Origin of the sequence: Microbacterium sp. H6 (genome assembly GCF_003314775.1) — a bacterium.
Lineage (GTDB): Bacteria > Actinomycetota > Actinomycetes > Actinomycetales > Microbacteriaceae > Microbacterium > Microbacterium oxydans.
Window position 1 is genome coordinate 33213 of sequence record NZ_QOAY01000035.1, and the last position, 21693, is coordinate 54905.

General features: G+C 65.0%; 32 protein-coding genes and 1 pseudogene. 21 read left to right on the forward strand and 12 right to left on the reverse strand.

Annotated features, from left to right (window positions below):
• Positions 1-202, reverse strand: a pseudogene (locus DSP71_RS21845) (hypothetical protein); the annotation flags it as partial.
• A complete protein-coding gene (locus DSP71_RS02370; protein WP_113680266.1) occupies positions 199-762 on the reverse strand; it encodes an RNA polymerase sigma factor in 564 nt (187 codons plus the stop codon). The pseudogene DSP71_RS21845 and the gene DSP71_RS02370, both read right to left, overlap by 4 nt.
• A gap of 138 nt (positions 763-900) precedes the next feature.
• Between DSP71_RS02370 and DSP71_RS02375 the strand changes: the two genes are divergently transcribed.
• The 14 genes from DSP71_RS02375 to DSP71_RS02440 all read left to right on the forward strand — a co-directional run bounded on the left by DSP71_RS02375 (position 901) and on the right by DSP71_RS02440 (position 7823).
• A complete protein-coding gene (locus DSP71_RS02375; protein ID WP_113680267.1) occupies positions 901-1383 on the forward strand; it encodes an Asp23/Gls24 family envelope stress response protein in 483 nt (160 codons plus the stop codon).
• Positions 1380-1568 (forward strand): DUF2273 domain-containing protein, encoded by a 189-nt coding sequence (locus DSP71_RS02380; protein ID WP_061015492.1) that lies wholly within the window; start codon positions 1380-1382, stop codon positions 1566-1568. The genes DSP71_RS02375 and DSP71_RS02380 overlap by 4 nt, the downstream gene beginning before the upstream one ends.
• A complete protein-coding gene (locus DSP71_RS02385) occupies positions 1568-1978 on the forward strand; it encodes a hypothetical protein (protein ID WP_113680268.1) in 411 nt (136 codons plus the stop codon). The genes DSP71_RS02380 and DSP71_RS02385 overlap by 1 nt, the downstream gene beginning before the upstream one ends.
• The gene (locus tag DSP71_RS02390) at positions 1975-2559 is read left to right on the forward strand and encodes a DUF6286 domain-containing protein (RefSeq protein WP_113680269.1); all 585 of its coding nucleotides are present in this window, start codon (positions 1975-1977) and stop codon (positions 2557-2559) included. The genes DSP71_RS02385 and DSP71_RS02390 overlap by 4 nt, the downstream gene beginning before the upstream one ends.
• Positions 2556-3170: a hypothetical protein gene (locus tag DSP71_RS02395; protein WP_113680270.1), complete on the forward strand. Its 615-nt coding sequence runs from the start codon at positions 2556-2558 to the stop codon at positions 3168-3170. Before DSP71_RS02390 ends, DSP71_RS02395 begins: the two co-directional genes overlap by 4 nt.
• Before the next feature lie 19 nt (positions 3171-3189).
• Positions 3190-3384 (forward strand): hypothetical protein, encoded by a 195-nt coding sequence (locus tag DSP71_RS02400; RefSeq protein WP_113680271.1) that lies wholly within the window; start codon positions 3190-3192, stop codon positions 3382-3384.
• A 16-nt stretch (positions 3385-3400) separates the two neighbouring features.
• Positions 3401-3670 (forward strand): hypothetical protein, encoded by a 270-nt coding sequence (locus tag DSP71_RS02405; protein ID WP_113680272.1) that lies wholly within the window; start codon positions 3401-3403, stop codon positions 3668-3670.
• 33 nt (positions 3671-3703) lie between these two features.
• Positions 3704-3970, forward strand: a complete 267-nt coding sequence (locus tag DSP71_RS02410; protein ID WP_061015498.1) for a GlsB/YeaQ/YmgE family stress response membrane protein — start codon at positions 3704-3706, stop codon at positions 3968-3970.
• A gap of 44 nt (positions 3971-4014) precedes the next feature.
• The gene (locus DSP71_RS02415; protein WP_113680273.1) at positions 4015-4563 is read left to right on the forward strand and encodes a hypothetical protein; all 549 of its coding nucleotides are present in this window, start codon (positions 4015-4017) and stop codon (positions 4561-4563) included.
• A gap of 186 nt (positions 4564-4749) precedes the next feature.
• Entirely contained in the window at positions 4750-4911 is a 162-nt protein-coding gene (locus DSP71_RS21850) for a hypothetical protein (protein WP_179516276.1), read from the forward strand.
• A gap of 55 nt (positions 4912-4966) precedes the next feature.
• Entirely contained in the window at positions 4967-5137 is a 171-nt protein-coding gene (locus DSP71_RS02420) for a CsbD family protein (protein ID WP_113680274.1), read from the forward strand.
• 83 nt (positions 5138-5220) lie between these two features.
• Complete coding sequence (locus DSP71_RS02425; RefSeq protein WP_113680275.1) at positions 5221-5427, forward strand: hypothetical protein; 207 nt, start codon at positions 5221-5223, stop codon at positions 5425-5427.
• A 79-nt stretch (positions 5428-5506) separates the two neighbouring features.
• Positions 5507-6448: a diacylglycerol kinase family protein gene (locus DSP71_RS02430; protein WP_113680276.1), complete on the forward strand. Its 942-nt coding sequence runs from the start codon at positions 5507-5509 to the stop codon at positions 6446-6448.
• Between the two features lie 502 nt (positions 6449-6950).
• Positions 6951-7823 carry a phosphatase PAP2 family protein gene (locus DSP71_RS02440; protein ID WP_308208619.1) on the forward strand — a complete coding sequence of 291 codons (873 nt, stop codon included), beginning with the start codon at positions 6951-6953 and terminating at the stop codon, positions 7821-7823.
• Between the two features lie 63 nt (positions 7824-7886).
• On the opposite strand, the gene DSP71_RS02445 is transcribed toward DSP71_RS02440, so the two are convergent.
• The 5 genes from DSP71_RS02445 to DSP71_RS02465 all read right to left on the reverse strand — a co-directional run bounded on the left by DSP71_RS02445 (position 7887) and on the right by DSP71_RS02465 (position 11360).
• The gene (locus DSP71_RS02445; protein WP_258546222.1) at positions 7887-8648 is read right to left on the reverse strand and encodes an HAD family hydrolase; all 762 of its coding nucleotides are present in this window, start codon (positions 8646-8648) and stop codon (positions 7887-7889) included.
• Positions 8590-9012: a YsnF/AvaK domain-containing protein gene (locus DSP71_RS02450; RefSeq protein WP_113680279.1), complete on the reverse strand. Its 423-nt coding sequence runs from the start codon at positions 9010-9012 to the stop codon at positions 8590-8592. Before DSP71_RS02450 ends, DSP71_RS02445 begins: the two co-directional genes overlap by 59 nt.
• A gap of 181 nt (positions 9013-9193) precedes the next feature.
• Complete coding sequence (locus tag DSP71_RS02455; RefSeq protein ID WP_113680280.1) at positions 9194-9970, reverse strand: mechanosensitive ion channel family protein; 777 nt, start codon at positions 9968-9970, stop codon at positions 9194-9196.
• Positions 9971-10121: 151 nt separating this feature from the next.
• A complete protein-coding gene (locus DSP71_RS02460) occupies positions 10122-10919 on the reverse strand; it encodes a DUF2382 domain-containing protein (RefSeq protein WP_113680281.1) in 798 nt (265 codons plus the stop codon).
• A 57-nt stretch (positions 10920-10976) separates the two neighbouring features.
• Positions 10977-11360, reverse strand: coding sequence for a hypothetical protein (locus DSP71_RS02465; protein WP_179516277.1), 384 nt, complete (start codon positions 11358-11360; stop codon positions 10977-10979).
• A 421-nt stretch (positions 11361-11781) separates the two neighbouring features.
• Between DSP71_RS02465 and DSP71_RS02470 the strand changes: the two genes are divergently transcribed.
• Positions 11782-12486, forward strand: coding sequence for a TetR/AcrR family transcriptional regulator C-terminal domain-containing protein (locus tag DSP71_RS02470; protein ID WP_113680282.1), 705 nt, complete (start codon positions 11782-11784; stop codon positions 12484-12486).
• A 138-nt stretch (positions 12487-12624) separates the two neighbouring features.
• Here the strand turns inward: DSP71_RS02470 and DSP71_RS02475 are convergent, their stop codons facing one another.
• Entirely contained in the window at positions 12625-12906 is a 282-nt protein-coding gene (locus tag DSP71_RS02475; protein ID WP_220151065.1) for a helix-turn-helix domain-containing protein, read from the reverse strand.
• A 62-nt stretch (positions 12907-12968) separates the two neighbouring features.
• Here DSP71_RS02475 and DSP71_RS02480 point away from each other — a divergent pair, with 62 nt between their 5' ends.
• The 3 genes from DSP71_RS02480 (at position 12969) to DSP71_RS02490 (ending at position 13945) form a co-directional block, all read left to right on the forward strand.
• Positions 12969-13379 (forward strand): hypothetical protein, encoded by a 411-nt coding sequence (locus tag DSP71_RS02480; protein WP_147251163.1) that lies wholly within the window; start codon positions 12969-12971, stop codon positions 13377-13379.
• Between the two features lie 15 nt (positions 13380-13394).
• Positions 13395-13640, forward strand: coding sequence for a hypothetical protein (locus tag DSP71_RS02485; protein ID WP_147251164.1), 246 nt, complete (start codon positions 13395-13397; stop codon positions 13638-13640).
• 101 nt (positions 13641-13741) lie between these two features.
• Positions 13742-13945, forward strand: a complete 204-nt coding sequence (locus DSP71_RS02490) for a hypothetical protein (protein WP_113680285.1) — start codon at positions 13742-13744, stop codon at positions 13943-13945.
• A gap of 36 nt (positions 13946-13981) precedes the next feature.
• On the opposite strand, the gene DSP71_RS02495 is transcribed toward DSP71_RS02490, so the two are convergent.
• The 4 genes from DSP71_RS02495 to DSP71_RS21855 form a co-directional block, all read right to left on the reverse strand.
• On the reverse strand, positions 13982-15535 hold the full coding sequence (locus tag DSP71_RS02495; RefSeq protein WP_147251165.1) for a zinc-ribbon domain-containing protein: 1554 nt from the start codon (positions 15533-15535) through the stop codon (positions 13982-13984).
• A gap of 149 nt (positions 15536-15684) precedes the next feature.
• Entirely contained in the window at positions 15685-16731 is a 1047-nt protein-coding gene (locus DSP71_RS02500) for a TniB family NTP-binding protein (RefSeq protein ID WP_179516278.1), read from the reverse strand.
• Positions 16728-18770, reverse strand: coding sequence for a Mu transposase C-terminal domain-containing protein (locus tag DSP71_RS02505; protein ID WP_179516279.1), 2043 nt, complete (start codon positions 18768-18770; stop codon positions 16728-16730). Before DSP71_RS02505 ends, DSP71_RS02500 begins: the two co-directional genes overlap by 4 nt.
• Entirely contained in the window at positions 18763-19503 is a 741-nt protein-coding gene (locus tag DSP71_RS21855) for a hypothetical protein (protein ID WP_179516280.1), read from the reverse strand. The genes DSP71_RS02505 and DSP71_RS21855 overlap by 8 nt, the downstream gene beginning before the upstream one ends.
• A 291-nt stretch (positions 19504-19794) precedes the next feature.
• Between DSP71_RS21855 and DSP71_RS02510 the strand changes: the two genes are divergently transcribed.
• The 3 genes from DSP71_RS02510 to DSP71_RS02520 form a co-directional block, all read left to right on the forward strand.
• The gene (locus DSP71_RS02510; protein WP_113680289.1) at positions 19795-20184 is read left to right on the forward strand and encodes a helix-turn-helix domain-containing protein; all 390 of its coding nucleotides are present in this window, start codon (positions 19795-19797) and stop codon (positions 20182-20184) included.
• 2 nt (positions 20185-20186) lie between these two features.
• Entirely contained in the window at positions 20187-21164 is a 978-nt protein-coding gene (locus DSP71_RS02515) for an SRPBCC family protein (protein WP_113680290.1), read from the forward strand.
• Positions 21165-21322: 158 nt separating this feature from the next.
• The coding region (locus DSP71_RS02520) for an FAD-dependent oxidoreductase (RefSeq protein ID WP_181800641.1) at positions 21323-21693 on the forward strand (371 nt) is incomplete at its 3' end.

Here is a 21693-nt window from a genome sequence, read left to right on the forward strand (position 1 = left end):
GTGGCGCGGGAAGGGTCGCCGCGTCTTGGGCGAGCAGGTCTCGGCTGAGCTGCGAGACGCCGCTCAGTGCCTGAAGGGCGTTGAGGCATTCCGGGCAGGTCTCGATGGATGGGTTGTAGGGGATGCGGTCAGCGGAGAGGTAGTCGCTGAGCTCCTCGATGGTCTTTCCGCAGTCCAGCGTGCGGGGTGTCGTGTCAGTCACCGCCATTCCTCCATCTGCGCGTAGATCGACGCGCGTGCTCGGGATAGTTTCCCGCGGATGGTTGTGCGGGGGATGTTGAGTTGTTTGGCGATGTCGTCGTAGCTGAGTTCAGCGATCTCCCGCAGCAGCCAGGCTTGTCGGAGGTCCGGGGGGAGGGTGTCCAGCGCAGTGGCCAGTGCTTGGAGTTGGGCGTTTCGGATCGCGACGTTCTCCGGTTGCGTATCGGATGGGTGGGCGGCTTCCAGGAGGGGGAGCGGGTCTTCGGGTGGGCGGCGGCGGAGGTGTTTGAACGCCTGCCTGCTGGCGATCTGCATCAGCCAGGCTTTCACCGCCTTCGGGTCACGCAGTTCGGGCAGGCGCCGCCACGCGGTGTACAGAGACTCTTGCACGACGTCGTCGGCTTCGCTGAGGGACCCCACGATGCGGCTGACGTACGCGCGCATGAGCGGCGAGTGCCTGCGGATCAGGGCTTCGAATGCGGCCGCGTCGCCCTGGGCTGCACGTTCTACGAGGATCTCATCCGGTGCAGCTGCCAGGCCCTGTCTCCGTGGTGAGGTCATGGGTCTGAAAACTTTCTCAAACTATTTTGTGACGAACCTGCCGGAACAGGACTCTTACTTGTAGAGCGAACATATCGCCCTGAACGCGACGCCTGAAGGTGGTTGCGTTCTCCCGTTCCAACCGTTAGAAGGACTGCAATGGCTACCGAAGACCAGACCCCCACCACCCCCGGTGCTCCCACGCCCGCTCTCGGCGGCTCGCGCGTGGACCGCACCACCCCGGCCCGTCCCACCGCGGACGACACCGCTGCCGGCAAGACGACCATCGCCGACGGCGTGGTCGCCAAGGTTGCCGGCATCGCTGCCCGTGAGGTTCCCGGCGTGTACGCGCTCGGTGGCGGTGGCGCCCGTGCGATGGGTGCGATCCGCAGTGTGGTGAACGCCGATGACAAGTCCCAGGGCGTCAAGGTCGAGGTCGGCGAGACCCAGGCTGCCGCCGACATTACCATCGTCGTGGAGTATCCGATGCCGGTCCAGGAAGTCGCTTCCAACGTCCGCGCCGCGGTCAGCGGTGCGATCAGCCAGCTGGTCGGTCTCGAGGTCGTCGAGGTCAACGTCGAGGTCAACGACGTGCACCTGCCGTCGGACGACAAGGACGAGGAAGAGTCGCGCGTCTCATGAGCCCGACCGTCACCGGCGCCCTGATGGGCGTCATCCTCGCCGTCTCGATCCTGCTGTTCGGGTTCTGGGGATTCCTCCTCGTTGCCCTGTTCATGGGAATCGGCGCGCTCGTCGGTCGGATCATGTCGGGCAAGCTCGACGTGCGCGGCCTCGCGAACGCGTTCTCCGGCCGGCGCACCTCGTGATGAGTGCGGCTGGAGCCGGCCAGGCCGGCGGCGACCTCACGCGGGTCGCCGCCGGGGCGTCGCACGACGCCTCGCCTTACCCTGGCCGCATCACCATCAAAGAGCGCGTGCTCGTGAAGGTCGCTGAGGAAGCGACTGCCACCACCCTTCGGGTGGATCGCGGTGACGTATCGGTGGGGGTGTCGGAAGCGCGGGGCGGAATAGCCCTGACGATCCGCACACCCCTCCCGATCCCACACCTGGACGACACAGCCGCCATTCGTGCCGGCGCCCCGGTCCTGGAGCGTGTGCAGACCGCGCAGGAGCAACTCCGGGACCGCATCGCGCACGTCACCGGACGTGAGGTCACCCGGGTGAACATCACCATCACGGGTGCCGTCATCGCCGAGCAGAAGAAGAGAGTGAAATGAGCTCCCCCGCCTTCCGCCGCGTCCTGCGGCGCGAAACCCACTCGCCCCGCACCGTCGCGATGATCATCGCGGTCGTGCTGCTGCTGGTCGTGCTGATCTACATCGGTACCGAGATCGTGCTGTTCCTGCTCGCACAGCCCGCGCTGCTGCTGGGGCCCGCGGCCGCGGCGACGTGGCTCATCGGGTTGCCGACCGCGCAGCCCGGATGGCTCGTCGCCGTCTTCGGGGTCGTGATCGCCGTGCTCGGCGTCATCTTCGTCTTCCTCGCCCTAGCCCCCGGGCGGCTGTCCAAACACCAGATGCAGCACGAGAACCGTGCTGTGCTCGTGGACAACGGCGTGATCGCCGCATCTGTCGCCCAGCATCTGAGTGACGAGACCGGCATCGCCCGCGAGGACATCACCGTCGGTGTCTCGCACCGCACCGTCGATGTCACCGTGCGCCCCGCCGTCGGCGTGCCCCTCGACAAAGACCCGATCCAGCAGCTCGCGGCCACCGAGGTGGACAGCTACCAGCTCACACCCAAGGTGAAGACCCGCGTGCGCGTGGAGCGCCCGAAACAAAACGAGGACGAGCAATGAACCGCACCAACCGTGCCTTGAACAGGATCGTTCTGTTCATCGTCGGCATCCTGTTCCTGGCCATCGGCACCGTTCTGGTCGCCATCATCGTGTGGCCCGCTGGCGCAGAATACTGGACCGGAGCAACCGAGGCCGGGCAGGGATGGCTGGACAACGCGATTGCCACCACAACAGTCGGAGCGACCACCATCAGCTGGATCGCTGTGGCCGCCATCGTGCTGATCCTGTTCCTCGTCATCCTCCTCATCGTCGCGCTCACCCGAGTCGGCGGTGGACGCTCCCACACGGTTCTGCGCTCCACAGGAGCGCAGAATCCACTTGGACGCGTCACCGTGCAGGAATCGTTCGTCTCCGACGCTCTCAAGAACTCCCTGGACCAGCGCGACGAGATCCTGTTCTCCTCAGTCACCGCCAACGACATCCGCAAGACCCCGGTCATGCACGTCAGCGTGACACCGCGGCAGAACACCTCCCCATCCCAGGTGGTCGCAGACGTGGACCAACTCGTCTCCAACCTGGCGACGTTGACCGGAAAGAACGTCCAGACGTACATCTCCGTGCACTCCGGCCTGCGCGCCAAGCTCGCGCACGACCAGCGCCGTCTTTCCTGACCGCCCGTAAAGGATCGACATGACCTACCTCCGCATCCTGTTCGTCGCCGCCATCGCGTTCGGCGCCTACACGCTCGGCGCTCGCGCCGGCCGTGGCCGGTACCGCTCCATCAAGAAGAACGCGAAGAAGGCGTGGAACACGCAGGGCGTGCGCTCCGCGCGCAAGACCACCAAGGCCGGCAGCCGCAAGCTGACCCGCGCCATCGCCAAGTAGCCGGAACGGAACCCTCATGGCCTCAGACACCGACCACACCGTCGACCACGCCGCCGACACCGTACGCGACGCCATCGATAACACCTCGAACGCCGCGAAGGACAAGACCGATGACCTCGGCCACATCGTGACCGACACCGTCGACAAGGCCCGCATCCTCATCAACGACGGGCTGGACAAGCTGCGCACCGCCTACACCGACAACCCGGCACGCGTGCTCACCATCGGCGCGGTCTCCCTCGCCGGCCTGATCGCCATCCTCGCCACCCTCGCCCGCCGCGACTGACCCGTCGCAAACCCGCACAGAAAGAACAACCCCATGGGATTCCTCGGATTTCTCCTCCTCGGCCTTATCGCCGGCGCCATCGCCAAACTCATCCTCCCCGGCAAACAGGGCGGCGGCTGGTTCATCACCCTCCTCCTCGGCGTCGTCGGCGCCCTCCTGGGCGGATGGCTGGGAAGCGTGCTGTTCAACGCCCCCTTGGAGGAGTTCTTCTCCCTGCAGACCTGGCTCCTCGCCATCGGCGGATCGCTCATCGTCCTCCTCATCTACGGCTTCTTCGTCGGCCGTAAAGCCAAGTCCTAAACGCACCTCGCTCACAGCTCACACTCACCGATAGGAACCGCACCATGACCGGTCGCAACACTCTTGTTCGATCCCTGCACGACGTGGGGCTGGCCGCATGGTTCGGAGGCACCCTGATGGGCGCCGTCGGCCTCAACGGCGGCACCGCGAAAGCCACCGATCCCGCAGAGCGCCTGCGACTGTCCTCCATCGGGTGGGCCAAGTGGGCGCCCGTCCAACTGGCCGCGATCATCGCGCACGGCATCGGCGGGGCCGGCCTCATCCTTGGGAACAAGTCACGGTTGGCCGCTCAGCCGGGATCCCGCACGAACACGAAAGTGAAGTTCGCTCTCACCGCTGCCGCTGCCGCTGCCACCCTGTACGCCGGGATCCTCGGCACCAAGATCGCCAAGCATGCTGACGAGGGCGGCGAGGGCGTCACCGAAGCTGACGAGGTAGCGTCGCCGGAGCTGACCTCCGCGCAACGCCAACAGCGTGTCGTGCAGTGGGTTCTCCCCGCCCTCACCGGTGTTCTCATCGTGCTCGGCGCACAACAGGGCGAACAGCAACGTCCTGTTGCCGGGCTCCTGCACCGCCTCACCCACCGGAGCTGAGCATGTCGAGCCAAAAGCACGACCCGAAGCCCGCCGACGATGCCGGCGAGGAACAGGACTCCAACACGCCTCGCGAGCCTCTCCCCGAGACCACGGACGACGAAGGTCGCCCGCTCGAAAACCCTTCGGGCTGATCCGGCGTGCACGCAAACCCGCTCATCACCACAACAACTGACAGGAGACCACATGAACGATTCGCGCATAGACCGCTCCACGCAGGGCGATGACGAGGACTACACCTCGGTAGATGACGATTCCGCAGCATCAGCGGGATCCGAATCGCCTGAAGAGGGCCAGGCGGCGATGGATGCCGCCGAAGACGCCGTCATCAACTCCGACGACGACTGACCACCACACACGCCCCGCACACGCGGTGCACCACCACAAGGGAAGGGAACCCGATATGGGACTCGACGACAAGATCAAGAACGCCGCGCAGGACCTCACCGGCAAGGCCAAGGAAAAGCTGGGCAACGCCACCGACAACGACAAGCTCGCCGCCGAAGGCGCCGCCGACCAGGCAGAGGCGAAGGTCAAGAAGGCTGCTGAGAACGTCAAGGACGAACTCAAGTAACTAGCCGGGTGGGGAGGAACGTGCCCCCCGCGGGTCCTCCCCACCTTCCCCTCGAGAATATTAACGTCCAGAAAGATCTCACGATGACCGAGAACGACAAGCCGCTGTCAGAGGACACCTCCGTGGAAGGTCCCGAGGCGGAGACCCCCACAAACGACTCCGACGGCACCACCAAACCGGTCGGGCTCGGGGGCGACGGAACGATCCCCAACCACCCCGGCGGCATCGCGGCCGGCCACACCGGCACCGCGTCCACCTTCGAACCCGAAGAAGACGAGCACGCCGAATAGGCACTCGGAACACGCAAGCCGGTCGCACGCCAGCCCGAGGCGCGGCCGGCTTGCGCCGTTCCCACGAAAGGACCCACCCATGACCCGTCGACTCGCCATCGTCTGGAACCCGTCCAAGACGGACAAAGACACCCTCAGCGAAGGGCTCACCGTGTCCCTTCAGGAGGACACCACTCCCGACGTGTCCTGGTGGGAGACCACCGAAAGCGATCCCGGCGGAGACGCCACCCGCCGCGCCGTCGAATCAGGCCCCGACCTCATCGTCGTCGCCGGTGGCGACGGCACCGTCCGTGCTGTCGCCGAGCACCTCGCCGACATCCAGTCGCCCATCGAACTGGGCATCGTCCCGCTGGGCACCGGGAACCTCCTCGCCCGAAACCTCGACGTCCCCTTGAACGACATTCCCGCCGCCTTCACTCGAGCCCTCACCGGCACCCCGCGTGACGTGGACATGGGCTGGGTGGACGTGGACCTGACCGACGGCAAAGAGCGTCACGGGTTCGTGGTGATGGTGGGATTCGGGATCGACGCGCACATGATCGCCGAGACCGACGATGACCTCAAAGACAAAGCCGGCTGGCTCGCTTACGTCGAATCCCTCGGTCGTGCTTTCGCCGCCAGCGATGTCGTCCCCTTCCACATCACCGTCGATGACCAGCCCGCCCGCGACGAAGAAGGGCATACTCTCCTCATCGCCAACTGCGGCACGCTCCAAGGCGGGTTCACCCTGCTTCCCGACGCGGACCCGTCCGACGGTGAACTGGACTACCTGCTGCTCAGCGCAGAAGGCGTCGCGCAATGGGCGGGAACACTGAAGACGATGCTGTGGGACAACGGACTCAAACGCCTCATCAGCAGTACTGATGAGACCACCAGCACCGATACCGTCACCCACGCCCGTGCCCGAAAACTTGAAGTGACCCTCCCCGGCCCGCGCCCCTTTGAAATCGACGGCGAGCAGATCGGCGACACCGACTCATTCACCGTCACGGTCCAGCCCGCGGCCCTCCACATCCGATAGCCACGCGTGGCCGTCGATCACCGCCGCAGAACGCGCCCAGTCGCGACACGGATACGCTGACGAGAAACGGAGGAAGAGAGAAGAGTTTGGGTCTGTTCATCTACGGCACCATGCCCAGCATCCCCTTAGAAGACCGGATCCTCGCGCACCTGCGGATCGTTGCGATGAACAAGCTGCGGCGTAGTGAACCATTCATGCTGGACCTTGATACCGGTGAGGTAGCTGCGCGCCGCGCACTGTGGATCCACCCCGCGGTGCCGCTACAGTTCCACTTCCACGGCAGCCGCGAACCACGCATCAATCGCGATTGGATAGAGGAGCTCATGCGGGCCGCGAACAGCGCTCACGGACTCAGCCTCCTCCCCGAACCGGGTAGCGCGCTCCGCGGTCGACACCGTACAGAGCGAAAACAATCCCACCGGGATCGCTTACCGCCCCCGCGCTCCGATGCACCTCTCCTGGAGTCCGAGGTCAAAATATTCGATGACTCAGAATGGTCGACGTGACCCCGATTCTCACGCCACCAGAAGATGACGCTGTCGCGCGGGGTTATGGCACCGCCGGCGAGCTTGCCCAAGACCGCCGCATCGGCGACGATGATCTGACGCACTGGCCCACCCGCTTCGGAGCGGCACTCGCGGCATCCGCTTGCTGGCTCGCCGAGAAGCTCGGTCCGTACGCGGCGCTGCTCATCAGCCTCGCGGTCGGGCTCGCGATCGCCTTCGGGTTAAGCGTCGTCGCCGTCGAGGTCTACGACGCGGTCACTGACGAAGACGGCGTCGCGGGGCTCGACCGCCCGCTCCTGGATCTGTCTCTGCAGTTCAGGAATCCGACGACGGATGCCGTCATCACCGCGATCACCGATGCGGCGGGAACGATCGGGATGCCGATCATCGCCATCAGCGCGATGCTCATCCTCGGCATCCGTCGACGTTCGTGGACGCCCGTCATCCTCATCACGGTCGCTGCCGCAGGCTCGCTGCTGATGACGGTCGCCGGCAAAGAGCTCATCGGGCGCGAGCGTCCTCCGCTGGTCGACGCCGTGCCGCCGTACGAGTACTCGCCGTCGTTCCCGAGCGGTCATACCCTTAACGCCGTCGTCGTGGTCGGGATCATCGTCTACCTCATCCTGCTGCGGCAGCACTCCCGCCGAACCCGCGTGCTCACGATCACGGGAGGCGTGGTGTTCGCCGTCGTGGTGGGGCTCAGCCGCGTATACCTCGGTCACCACTGGTTCACCGACGTGCTCGCCGGCTGGCTGCTCGGTGCCGCGTGGCTCGCCATCGTCATTACCGCGCACCGCATCTATCTCACCGCCCGCGCTCACCGTCCGGCGGGGCCGGCGTCGTCGGACCAGCTGTCCGCCTTGGGATGACACGCTCGCTAGAACCCTGAGCTCGCGGTGGATGTCCGCGCTGTCCGCGGCAAAGGGCGCACGTCAGTGCGCGGCGTTGCGTCCTGTCTCGTCTGAGGGGTGCGCGAGCGGAGTGATGTCAAGGTGATCGAGCAAGTCTTGGGGTGAGTCGAATACGGCAATCGAGCCCGCGTCGATGAGCTCCGCGCGTGAGGAGCCACCGGTGAGCAGGGCGATAGTGGGCACGCCGAGTTTCACGGCTGCGATGACATCCCAGGTGGCGTCTCCGACCATGATGGCGGAGGACCGGGAGACTTTCTGCAGCGCTGTTTCGACGAGTTCGGGTGCGGGTTTGCTGTCGGAGACGTCATCGGAAGTGGTCCACGCGTCAGCGAGTTCCCGTGCGCCGATCAGTTCCAGGCTGTGCTCGACGTGGGCTGCTTTTCCGGAGCTTGCCAGCACGATCTGGAATCCTCGTCGCTTCACCTCGGCGAGCAGCTCGTGCGCGCCCGGAAGGGGTTGGATCTCGTCTATCAGCAATTGAAACTCTTCATCCCATGAGCCTCGTACCTCATCTCCGTGGGCCTTTTCGGCGTCGGGGCCGGCGAGCTCGGTGATGAGCTTGTCGCCACCCATACCGATGGTTCGGTGGATGCGCCAGATCGGCACCGTGATGTTGCTTCGGCGTAGCGCCCGGTACCAGGCGAGGGTGTGCTGGTAGTTGCTGTCGACGAGTGTTCCGTCGACGTCGAAGATGACGGTGTCTGGCATGGCGTTCGTCCTTCGGTTATGTGACAGCGGGGTTCGGCTGGTGCCCGCCGGTGGTGGCGTGCTCGTCGATGTCAACCTCCTCCCGCCGAAGGGCGTCGTCAATACGGTGCTCGCTGGGGACGGAGGTCACCCGGATCGTGACGGTTTCCACGGGGACGATGGCCGTGGTGATGGCGAGTTGCTCTTCGTGGAGGACCATCGTGATGGGCGGGGCCGGGTCGGTGTCCATGCGGGAGCGGAACTCATCCGGATCGATGACAGGGGTGCGGGTGATGCGGATCTCTTCGCGTCGGACATCGGCGGTGAAAGTTCGCCGCTCCGTGATGATGTACTTCTCGATGCGCACCGTCTCGAGGGCAATTGTTTCTGTGGCGACGTGCAGGATCTCTTCGTGCCGCACCACCGCGGCGGCAGTGCTGTCGTCGTCGGAAGAGATCATCGCCGGGGATTCTGCGGGCCGGGCCTATTCGCCTTCCGGGATCGGAAGAACTTCACGGCCAGGGGGAAGATGATGGGGAGAAAGCGGATCAGCGTGCGAATCATGGGGTTCCTCTCAAGCGTGACGGGTGCGCTGGCCCCGCTCAAGGCGAGGCCAGCGCACCCGGGTGGGTGCAGGTGGATCAGCGGCGAGGCGGCAGCGGCGGGCGCTGCGGCTGGTTGCGGGTGGCGTTCTGCACCTGCTCCTTCGCCTGCTTGGCCTGCTCAGTGACGCTGGGCGCGTTCTTGGCTTCCTGCTGGATCTTCGGCGCTTCTTCCTCGGCCTTGGTGAGCATCGCTTCCCAGCGCTGCTGCATCGGCTTGATCAGTCCGCCACCGGCACCGACGATGATGACGCCGGCGATGATCGCGAGCACGGCGATGAGGATCGGCGTGGTGACGGTCGTGGCGACCTCGATCTGGTTCAGCGCGGCGGTGACGCCGAGGAACAGGATGAAGATCGCGACGATGTTGCCGAGGATCTTGCCGTAGGAAAGTCCGCCCAGGGTGTTCTGGATGAGTCCCTTCGCGCCGGCGGCGATGGCTGCGGCGATGACGACGATGATGATCGCGACGATGATCTTCGGCAGGAATCCGATGATGCCTTCGAGCAGGTCACTGACCGGGTTGGGGCCGAAGACCCCGAACGCGAACTGCAGGACGAACAGTACGAGGGTGTAGTAGACGATCTTCCCGACGATGTCGGATGCGTCGAGCTTCGACTGCGCGAGCGCCTTCTTGATGCCGCCGCGTTCGACGAGTCGGTCGAAGCCCACCTTTTCGAGGAGCTTTTCCAGGCCCTTGGAGATGAGCTTCGCGACGATGAGGCCGACGATGAGGATCAGCAGGAACAGCAGGGCGAGCGGGACGAAGGCGATGACGACCGCGAGGGCGTCTTGCAGTGCTTGGAGGAAATTCATGATGGTGACTCTCTTTCAGATGGTTTGGTGACGCACACCGAGTGGGCTCGAGGGTTGTCAGGTGATTTTCGGTTGAGGCGGCGGGCTCAGATGGGTGGGGTCGTGCCGGTCAGGAGCCCGCTCTGAAACTGACCGGCACGACTGTGGGCGTCTACCTCGAAGGATCCGAGTCGACGTCAGGGTCGACGAGTTCGATCTCTTCGTGAGACACATCTGCGGTCACCTGCTGCTGCTCGGTCACCGTCTCGGTGCCCAGGCGCACTCGCTCGACGGGAACGGTTTCCTTGCTGGTGACGACTCGCTCCCCGGTGAGGACCACTTCGTGCTCCTCCGAGGTGAGCTCCCCGCCGCTCATCGCGTCGCCGAGGTTGGCGTCGGTGATGGGTTCGCGGGTGACGGTGATCTCTTCATGGCTGACCGGGACGGTCTTGGTGACCTGTTCGGTGACGATGTGCTTGCGCAGACGGGCACGGCCGGTCTCGACCTTCTCCGTGCCGACGTGCAACTGCTCCTCGGAGCGGGTCATCGCATCGTCGGTGTTCGGCCCGGAAGTGTCGTAGCCTTCGGCCGCGTCGTCGCGGTCGGTCCGTCCCGAGCTGTCGGCGTCCTGGTCGTACAGCGGTGCGGCCGGTTCAGGTGTGCCGTTGCCGTAGTAGTGGTACAGCGCCGCTTCTTCTTCGCGAGTGATGGACCCGTCGCTGGAGATCCGGGGCGCGTCCTTGACCATGTCCTTCGGGTAGGAGACCCGCACCCGGTCGCCGTCGAACGACGCGTCCTGGAGTGGAGCGAACGTTTCGGACGTGCCGAACAGCCCGGTCTTGATGGTGACCCAGGTGGCTTCCTGCGTCTTGTCGTCCAGGTATACCTGTCCGACGGATCCGATCTTGTCGTCGTCGCTGCCGAACACGTCAGCGCCGATGAGGTCGTTGATTCTGTTGGTGTCAATCATGGTGATGGTTCTCTTTCCTCCCAGGACGGGCGCCCGGGACGTGAGGGGTGGGGTGGATCAGCGGCCGAGGCCGGCCTTGTCGACGCGACGGTGGTACCGCATTCCCGCGGCCCCGCCCAGGACCGCTCCGGCAAGGGCGATGACCGCTGCGACGATGACGGTGATGATGCTCCCGGCGGTGAGTTCGCCTTCGTTGATGGGAATCCGGGGGAAGCTGTTCAATGTGCCGAGGATGTTGAACTGCGCTCCCGCCACGGCCGTCAGAACCGCAAGTACCACGGCGATGATGAGCGCCCACAACCAGACCGCGACGCCCTGCTTCACGCCGTCGAATCGCGCCATCCGGCCGGCCACATACCCGCCGCAGAGGTAAGCGACGAGCAGAATGACAGCCAGCACGATGGCGCCCACGACTCCGACGGTGCCCGCGTTCTCTGACACGGCTTCTGCCGCCTCGTTGGGTTGACCTCGCTGCCCAGTCCGACCGCGGTGCCGGTGGCCGCGAGGACCGCGGTGAGGATGACGGCCGTTCCGGTGGCAGTCAGCCACCCGAAGAACGCGGACCCGAACTTCATCCCGCCGTAGCGCGCCTTCTCCCGCTCCAGAACCTCATCACGGGTGCTAACGCCACCAGCCACCGAATAGGCGGCCGTGTCGGACCGGTCCGATCTGACCGGAACGTCCCGGCGATTGACGGAACTGTCATCGCGGTTTGCTGACATGTCTGCCTTTCCTTGAGTATTGAGCGCGGTGGCAGATGCCGAAAGCTCGACCGCACGTACGGCCACTGCAAGTAATGTTTACACCGTAAGCGTGGGGCCATTTGGGTATTTCCGAGAGAGGATTGACAGCGGAGGCACTTGTGAGTAAAAGCTCGAACAGCCCTGCTGCACCCAAGCTCAGCCGCGAGCTGATCATCCGAAGCGCGCTGGAGATGATCGACAGCGTCGGAGCGCAGGGACTGTCGATGAGATCCCTCGGCCAGCGACTCAACGTCGAAGCCATGTCGCTTTATCGCCACGTTCACGGACGAGAAGATCTCCTCGAGGGCGTCGTCGCACTTCTGATGACCGACCTCACCGCGACCCTCAAGAAGGAGTCCGGCGAGCACTGGCAGCCGTTCCTGCAGGCTGTTGCGCACGGAGTGCGCAGCATCGCGACCGAACACCCTCTGGCGTTCCCCTTGGTCGCCACGCGACACCCGGCAGCGCCATGGCTGCGCCCGCCTTTGCGAAGCGTCGAAGTCGTGAACACGTTCCTCAGCGCCCTCATCGAGCAAGGCTTCACCGACGATCAAGCCGTCGACGCCTACCGATCATTCAGCAGCTTCCTGCTCGGCCAACTGCTCCTCGAGTCCGCCATCCGCGGCGCACAGACAGGACCGGTGGAAGAACCACTCGACGAAGGCGACGCCGACCTCCCCGGCCGCGACGGCAACGTCACGCTCGACGACGCTCCCGAAGTCGAGCGACTCCGGGAGCTGCTTAGCGAAGACCGAAGCCACGAAGAGTTCGAGGTATCCCTCGAGGCGCTCCTCGACCGACTCGACCATCAACTGTCCCAATAGGTGGATGGTCGCTCCACTGTCAAGGTGTGCACTGACAGTTCTGTGCACGCAATGCAGCCTTACCTCCCTAGCGAAAGTGTGATGAACATCATTCCCTCTAGGGCGTCGGCCGCTTCGGTGAGATCGCCGCTATGCCGGCTACCGCGCGGTCAGATCTGGCGGATGCGAAGGAAGAAGGGCCGAGAGCTCCACGCCCAGCACCTGCGAAATCGCAAGCAGTGTCATCAGTCGCGGGTTGGCCGCCGTGTCCGGACGGGACTCGCCCTTCTCGAGCTTCTGAAACGTGTACCTACTCAGGTTTGCTTCGTATGCGACGCGGTCTTGGCTGTAACCACGGGCGAGCCGCTGACGCTGAATGTTCGTTCCTATCTCACGGACGTACGCGCTCCAGTTGGAGCTCGGGTCCGGATCAATGCGCACCCTCTCAGGCTTGCCGCGAGGCCTCCCCAAGTAGGCCTAATCGGTATGGCATTCTCTTGCCCATGGGATTCGATCTTGTCGACGTGCGCGGCTTCCAGATGGCCGCGCGCGATCCCTTTCTCGAGGCACTAATTGCAATCGTCTCCGAGCCCAATGGTTTATCGACCGCACAGCATGCATACGAGGCGGCGCGGGACTGGTGGGATGAGCATTCGCAGGGCCCAACACCTGCCGAACTGCTAGATGCGATGTTCGAGCCCCACGACTGGCTGACCGTCATCGCGGATAAGGAACGGTCACGCGGTGACCAAGAGGCGCACCTCCAACTACTGCGTGACTGGCTGCTTCTCTACTGGTGTCGGACCGGCGCGATCAGCTTCACCGCCGGCGCGGGTGAAGTCGTGCGACCTGGCAGCCTCGCACTAGCCCAGCCTGCGTCGAGACGAGTTGATCAGGTTGACGTGGGGGTCTGAGCGAAAGGTGAGGTCGTGAGTGAGCATCCGACGGCGATGGATCTCGTCCAGAGCGCCCGCAATGGTGAGATGTCGCAAGACGAACTCGTCGCGACGCTGTCGAAATGGCAGTTCGAGCCGACGTACCGCACGACGGGTTTGGCCGATGACTGGGAAGCGCGGCCCAACAGCTTTGACGCTGTCGAGTACGCCTACCTCACCGGACTGCTGGATGAAGACGCCTACCGGTATCTCTTCGAAGCTGTTGGTCGGGATCGTTGACCACCAGCCTGCACGGGTGGTGCGACCTCCAGCCGCGGTTGACCGCGCGCCCGTGCATCGACAGCCGTGTCTCGATTGCCAGTCCTGTGAAGGGAGCACTGATGCCCACCGATGACCCGTCAGACGGATCTGATCGCCTTTACACGCTCGCCGAGGCGGCCGCAGAGTTGCAGCGAATTGCCGACGCGCTCTTCGATAACCCGAGCGACGCTCCTGAACACCTCCTCGCCGCGCTCGACGACCTCCACGCCTCATACATTGCCCCGGGGAGCGAAGAGTCGGACGCCGAGGCAGAGGCGGAGTAGTCGCGACGGTCCGCGTAGCTGTCCCGTGCCTTCCGCCTACTTCGGCCTTCTATAGCGACCAGAGCAGTGCGGGCACCCCCGACCGGCCGAACGGCTATATACCGCGGCTTCCCAGCGATGCCCAGCCGCGCACTGCCAGGCAACCCTTCTGCCTGAGTGGGGAAGTACTTCCTGTGGCTTCAACTCGTTCGAGGCGTCCCATTCCGCCGCGAGATCGGGGCGGACCGTGGCCAAATCGGTGACACCCGCCAAGGCGCGCTTGCGGCTGCAGAACGGACAGCCCTGGCCCGACGAGCGATTGTTGATCGCTGCCTGCCAGCCGTGTCCACACTGACCAACCCACCACACCTTCTTCGCAGACTTTGCACCGACGAACGAAGGCGACGACTCGCCGTTCCGCTCGTAGTCCCATTCGGCCGCAAGATCCGGCATAACGGTCGCCAAGTCCGACTCACCTGGACTCGCCCGGTTGCGCGCGCAGAAGGGGCAGCCCGAGCCGTTTCGGGTGCGGTTGGCGATGCTCGCCTGCCATCGGTGCCCCTGTCCGCACACCCACCGGATGCGACGATTCGACCTCGCGCCGACCCCGTCCGGGTCACCCGCATTCGCTCCTGGAGTTCGGTCCCACTCCGCCGCGAGCTTGGGATACTCGGTACGGAGGTCAGTCTGACCGGGCCACGCCGCTTGTCCGGCGCAGTATCGACACCCCGCGACCGACCGCACGTACGGCGATGTCTCCCAGCGGTGGCCGCGATCGCAAACCCAGCACGCCTTCACGGACGTCCCTTGTTGCCCCCAAGGGTCGCGGTCGCCAGCGTTGCGTGTCCAGTCCCATTCAGCGATCGCCTGCGGAGATCGCTGAATCCACAAAGGGTAGGGGGCAGATACGTCGATGATTGCCGAGGTGTCGACGACCTCCAACGGGACATCGAGGTATTCGATGCGGGTCGCGCATACTTCACGGCGTAGGGGGCGTAGCCACAGCACAATCCGCTCCACGAGAACCTCGATCGGTCCGTCGACAGAGGCCAGAGCGCTCCTGATCGCATGGCGGAGGTCGACCGACGAGCACGCGGCCAGCCGCTGGACTCGTTTCGCGTCGGAAATCACCTCGAGCACAGTGATGGTCTCCGCGTAGAGCGCCGCGCGGCCGCGGACCTCCCGGTCGTCTGCGCAGAGCGATAGTGCTGCGTTCCACCCCTCGGGTCGCGTCAGCCACGCGTTGTCACGCACCATCTCCCATGCCCGAGCGTGCAAGCGCGGGCTGACGTGGCCGCGGGTCACGAGGCGGCGAAACCTGCGCTCGGCTTTAAATAGGGCTCTGTCATGAGACACGATCTGCTGTGTCTCAGTGGTCGTACCTGGACCCACCCAGACCATCTGCCCCGGATGTCGAAGGCACCAGTTCTCGCGATCGTGCGGGATCTGCTCCACCTGATCGCGAGCCGAGCAGAGGCGGCAAAGGAAGCGCTGGGGATAGGTCAAGGAGGGGTTCGGTTGTGCGATATCGCGCAGGCGAAGGTAGTGGCCCTGGGGCCGTCCGGCGGCCGCCTCGACGATTGCGGCGGCCGCACCCTCGTCCTTCCACACCCGGTATATGTATCGCTGCTTCTCGGAGGTGAGCCCTCGCTCCACGTCCTCGAACGGGACCCCCGTAGCTTGGCACTGACGCTGTGCGTACGAGCGTGGTGTCTCCAGTCGGTACCACTTCGGCCGGATCGCCCATGCCCGAGTGTCAGTCACGCCGCCTCAACCAAGTCTTCGATCGTGATCGGGTGCCGAACCGGTGTCGTGTGGCGCAGGCCGTCGAGCACGGTGAAGAGCCGGTGGCGGGTGACCTGCTCGTCGCGCCGGCGGTGGTCGTCGAGAATTGAAGCGACCAGCCGTTCAACGATCAGAGCGAGTACTGCGAGACGCCCGTCGGCGGCCTTCTGCAAAGCCCGGGCATTCCGCGTCAGGGTGCCAGGAGCGTGTTCGCAGAGAGGGAGATTGCGATCGAATGTTGTGACCCAGCGGTCCCATAAAGCGCGCCCGGCATCGGTCTCGTCAGCCCGACGCAGCTCCACCATGTCGCATCGCATCGTGACCTGCAGACCGTCGCCCTTACCGAAAGCCGTTCCGCTGGCGAGGCTGATGCCGACCAAGGCCACCGTCGCTGACGACTCGTTCTGCAACGCCTTGATGATGCTGGAGGGCTCGCTGCCCCCGAGATTGTGAGCCTCATCGATCACGAGAAGCTTCGTGCGGTGGAGGCGCAACAGATCAACGGCGCGGTGCCGGAGTTCGTCTGTGGTGATGCGCGTCGGCAGCGCGATGGTCGGCGTGACGAATCGGATGATCTGCGCGAGCAGGGCCTTACCGGTCGCGTGGTCGGTCATCTCGACCCAGACCACGGGAACTTCGCCGTTGTCGGCGTACTCCGGGTATCGCCTGGCGTGTTCATACTCGACGGAACGAGCCAGAAGCAGGGCAAGTTCGGTCTTTCCGTAGAACATCGGGGCCGAGATCATGAGTCCCCGGCGGGAGTTCTTGCGGCGGGGATTGGAACTGATGAGCTTGGCGAGGATGCCGGCGCTGAGGTCTTGCTCGGGGGTCGGCACCCGCAGCGTCAGTCGCAGAAAGTCATCCCGTGCCTGGTCATACGCTGAGCGATCGTCAGTGGGCAGGGCAGCGTAGTCAGCGAACGAGAGGGCCGGCGGAGGCGGTGGGAGCGAGCTAAAGGCCTCTCGTAGGCCGGGCAGGGTGGTCTTGCGGTCGTGATCCAAGATGAGTGGCTCGACGATCACGAGCGGATGTCCTTGATCGTGACGATGTCGTATGCCGACGAGTTCCAGTCGATGTCGTCTACGTCGACCGGAGCGGCCCACTCTCGCAGTTTGATCGGCGTTGACTCGGCAGATCCTTCAATGGTGTCGCCTGCCATAGCCGGGACGCGTTGATCTCGGAGTTGTCTAGAGCGGGCGCGTTTGTCGCTGCGCGCCCGCCGCTCAACAGAGTCCAAGAACTCTGCAGTCTTCGGAGTCTCACCGCCGTCGCCATCCCCGAACCGCTCAACCAGCTTCACCGCGGTCTCCGCCGCCATCCACGCCGATCGATCATCGAGCGCCGTATCCCAGCACTCGATCCACTCGTTGGTTTCTGGGTGACGTACCCAGACGGCGTTGAGGTTGTACGGGTCGTAACTGATGTCGACCTTGCGGGCACTTCTCGACCCAGGCGAGGCTGTCCCGGTCATCGAGCGCCCCCGGAGATCGGCGAGCAGTTGCGAGTCGTAGGTGCGGTTCTGAAACGCGATGCCTTCGTTGCTGATGACGCGGGGTTTGGTCGGTAGCAGTGCGAAGAAGTCCTCGGCGCGGAACGGCAATTGAACGCCCGGTCCTACCTCGAACAGCGCCGCGTACATCTGGTTCGGCGTCCACTCCCGTCCAGGGAACAGGGGCGATCTCAGTCCGCCGTGTTGAGTGTTGAGGTAGACCGTCGTAATCCAAGTCTCAAACGCGAGGCGCACGGAGTCGAGGGTGAGCGTCGGTGCGTCGCGCTTGCCACGATTGGCTACCGAGTTGCCCGTCGAGCCGGCCAACCATGTCGCGAAGCTCGTCGACGCGGTGCCGAAGTTGCGTTCAACATGCGGCTTCACCGTTGGCGTGTTGGGTGGTGCGAGTACAAGGGTGATGCCGAACGCGCGGCAGGCTGCCTCGAAGGTTGCGGAGCGGTAGTCAGCGCCGCCATCTACGGTGATCGCGTGGGGAAAGATCCACGGGACCGCCAGCGAGTCATCGTCGAGATAGGGGTTGACCCGTTTCATCAGCTCGACCGGGAGCATCGCGGATCCCGATAGTACGGCTGCGGAGGAGCCCGGAATCGCGCGGCGTCCGACGATCGCGCGCGCCAGAAGCAGGGCATGATCGAAACCGTTCGGCGCGTCTGCGTGAATGGCCCACGCGAGGGGAACTCGACTCGCGACGTCGAACAGCACCGTTGCCGTGGGGCGGAACACGTTGCCCTTATCGTCCCAAACCTGCACGTCGAGCTTGGTCGAGTCGATCTCGCAAACCGCGCCGAGACGAGACGCGTTTCCAGAGAAGAACGCGCGATCGGGGCTGTTAGCCGCTGTGCGTCGGGTGGTGGCCTTGGCAAAGCTGTATCGTCCGGCGTCGCGTTCATTTACGTAGCCCTGCAAGGTGCCGTCCTTGATGGTGCAGACAGCATCGCCGGGGTACATGCTTTCCAACGTTCGGCGCACCAGCAACGCGCAGTGGCGTCGAGTGCTGGTCGGCATATCCCTGCGATCGTCGAGTGCGCGATCGATGACGGCAACGAGCCTCGGGTCGGCCTTCGCAATGGCTAGCCGCTTCTTGCTCTTGCGGTGCATTCGAGCGTCAATGCCGGCGGCACCGTGAGTCTGGTACGCGCTCCACAGGTTGTAAAGGGTGCGCCGAGATCGCGCGAGCGACGTGCCCGCTAACTCGGCGGTCTTCGAAGCGATCCGCTGTTCCTGACTCGTCGATGCTGGGTCATAAGGCGGCCGTGGGCTGGTGGCGGTTGCATCCATAGGGACTCCTCGAAAGGCCTCAAGCAGATGCTTCTCCATGTCACGTACGTCACTTGGCCAGGCGCCTTCGCGCGGCCGCAATGGCAGGTCGGTGTTGCGCCGCGCGGTCCCGGCGTGCGAGAGCAACTCCGGGACCGATAGGACTAGCCAGTCGTCGGCGGATCCATCGCGCCGAAGCTTCGCCTCGGTGCCGCGGCGCACTCCCTCCCATACCCAGGTCTCACCGTCGATCTCGACGGCATCGCCTAGCCGAAGCTTGTGATCGTCATGCATTCGCCAACGCTCCTTCCCGGACACGCTCCGAGGTCGTGTAAACGGTGTCGCTGCTGAACGTCGCTGAGAGATCGAGGTCGAGCAGCCCTCGCCACGCGAGGTTGTCGACCCAAGCGCACGCAAGTGGTGGGCACTCCGGCGAGACGATCCGACACAGTTCCCCACGCGTTCTGCCTCCGCGCGCCGCATCCACAATCAGCGTCTCCGCCTGTGCCGTCGGCCTGCAACGGTCGTGACGAGATGCCGATATGCAGTCGAGGTTCCGCGTCGCGAGGGGGTTGTGCCCGGTCAGCACGCGATACTGCCACCCGAGTGCGGCGCAGACCTTCGCCGTCTCGTCGAACTGCAGGCGTGCTCGCTCGTCGACGAGCTCAGCCGGACGAACGTCGAGCAACCCGTAGCTGCCATCGGTGAACTGCGCCAAGAGGTCAGGCACGTGCGAATGCCCGGACAAGCTCGAACCGTGCCCGAACGCGACCGCCATCGGCTGTGACCACAATCGGTCTACCAGGCCGCCGTAGTCCAGCCACAGCACTTCCCAGCGCTCCTCCTGCGACTCACACCACACATGAGTGCGCGAGCGCTGCCAGAAGTAAAGCGCGCCCGTGAAGTAGTGCCGAACGCCCTTTGACGTGCGTACCTGAATCGGATCGATCGCAGCCCAGTCCCGTTCGCCGAGACTTCTGTCGGCGGAGGCATAGTGCTGATGGCCCCCGGCGTGGTCGTCGTTCATACGCGGTATCCAGTGCAGTTCGGTGCGAGCCGAACGGCGCCGGGTTGTGATCTGCTTTGCGATGTCGACCGGTCGCACCTGGATGCCTCCCATCGGGCCCGCAACGCTGCGTGCCTCGTGCTGATGCTTCCGCTGACACAGCGCACTGCTCGGACCCGCGTCGGTGTTTCGCTGCATTCAGTGCAGCGACAACACAGGCCAGTGCAACGAAAAGTGCCTAAATGCAACGGGAACGCGTTCCCGACAAATACTCCTTGACACACCCGCCGCACAGGCATAACGTACAACCAAATGGTTGCACAAAGAGAACTGAGCGAAGCGGAGGTCGACCGTGTCTTCCACGCACTGGCGACGTCGACCCGGCGCGACATCCTGCGCCGGACGATCGAGCGGGAGCAGTCGGTCTCGACCCTCGCCTCCGAATACGAGATGTCGTTCGCCGCGGTGCAGAAGCACGTCGCCGTGCTCGAAGCCGCGAACCTCATCGTCAAGCGCGCCGAGGGACGCGAGCGGCTCGTCCGCGCGAACCCCCAGATGATCGCCCGCGCCAGGGCGCTCCTCGCCCGATACGAAGAGCTGTGGCGGTCGCGCATCGCCCGGCTCGACGATCTGCTGGCCGAGACTCCTCGGTCCAACTCGTCCGACAACAGCGACAGCACGAACACCGAACAAGGAGACTGAACATGCCTGTCACCGACGTCATCACCGATGCCGACAACCTGACCATGACCGTGGTCGCCGACTTCGCCGCCCCCATCGAGAGGGTGTGGAGCGCCTACTCCGACCCGCGGCAGCTCGAGCGCTTCTGGGGCCCTCCCGGATGGCCGGCCACCTTCACCGCGTGGGACCACACCGTCGGCGGTCGTGCGCAGTACTCGATGAACGGTCCGCGCGGGGAGAAGTCGTCCGGGTCGTGGGAGTTCATCTCGATCGATGCGCCGAACGCATTCGAGGTCATCGACTCGTTCGTCGACGAGAACGGCACGCCGCTCGACGGCTTCCCCGCCCAGCGGATGACCTTCGCCTTCGAGTCCACCGCCGACGGCACCCGTATGACCACCACGAGCCACTTCGACTCGGTCGACGCCCTCGAGCAGGTCGTCGAGATGGGCCAGGTCGAGGGGATCAAGATGGCGATGGCGCAGCTCGACACCGTGCTGCAGGATCTCCGCGACTACGCGCAGGGCAAGGGCACGCGACTGGAGCTGCTCGACGACACGCACGTGCGCATCACCCGCCTGGTCGATGGGCCGCGCGAGCTGGTGTGGCGCGCGCACTTCGAGCCCGAGCTCATCCGCAAGTGGATGCTCGGACCCGACGGGTGGGAGATGACGGAGTGCGTCGCCGCCACCGAGGTCGGCCAGTCGTACCGGAACTCGTGGGCGCCGGTCGGCGACACCGAGGGGCAGCCGTTCGGATTCGAGGGGGAGGCGCTCCTGATCGATGCTCCGCGCCGCGCAGTGACCACCGAGCGGATGCAGGGCCTGCCGACCGAGACCCTCAACGATCTGAACCTGTATGAGGAGGACGGCGCGACCCTCGTCACTCTGCTCATCGAGTACCCCGACAAGGAGACGCGCGACATGATCCTCGCCACCGGCATGGTGGACGGCATGGAGTCGTCGTTCGCCCGTCTGGAGCGGGAGCTGCTCGCCGTCTGAGTGTGAACAACTCCTCAGGACCGGCCGGACCCCCGCGGTCCGGCCGGTTCTCCGGCTCTCGGCGCACTGTTCTTGAGGAGTTGTCCACGCGCCGCCTGCCGCACCCGACGCGGAGTCGGCAGGCGGAACCCGATGAGGCGGGATAGGGTGGCGTCACGATGAGGATCACGCGCCGCACTCTGCTCCTCGGCGCCGGAGCCGGTGTCGCTTCGGTGCTGCTCGTCTCCTGTACCCCCGAACCTGCGCCCACGCCCACCCCCACCCGCACGCGTGAGCCGGAGCCTCCGCCCGGGGTTCCCGCCGCGGCAGGGAGCGTGCGCAGCACCTGGACAACGGACCCGTACTCTCTCGGCGCCGTCAGCTTCACCCCGGTCGGTGTGCTGTCCGATACCCGCTCCGCCTTGGCGCGACCCGTCGGCAAGCGGCTGTTCTTCGCGGGCGAGGCGACAGACGTCGACGCTCCCGGCTCGGTGCGCGGAGCCATCGCCTCGGGCACCCGCGCCGCCGAAGAAGTCATGGTCCCGGCGAC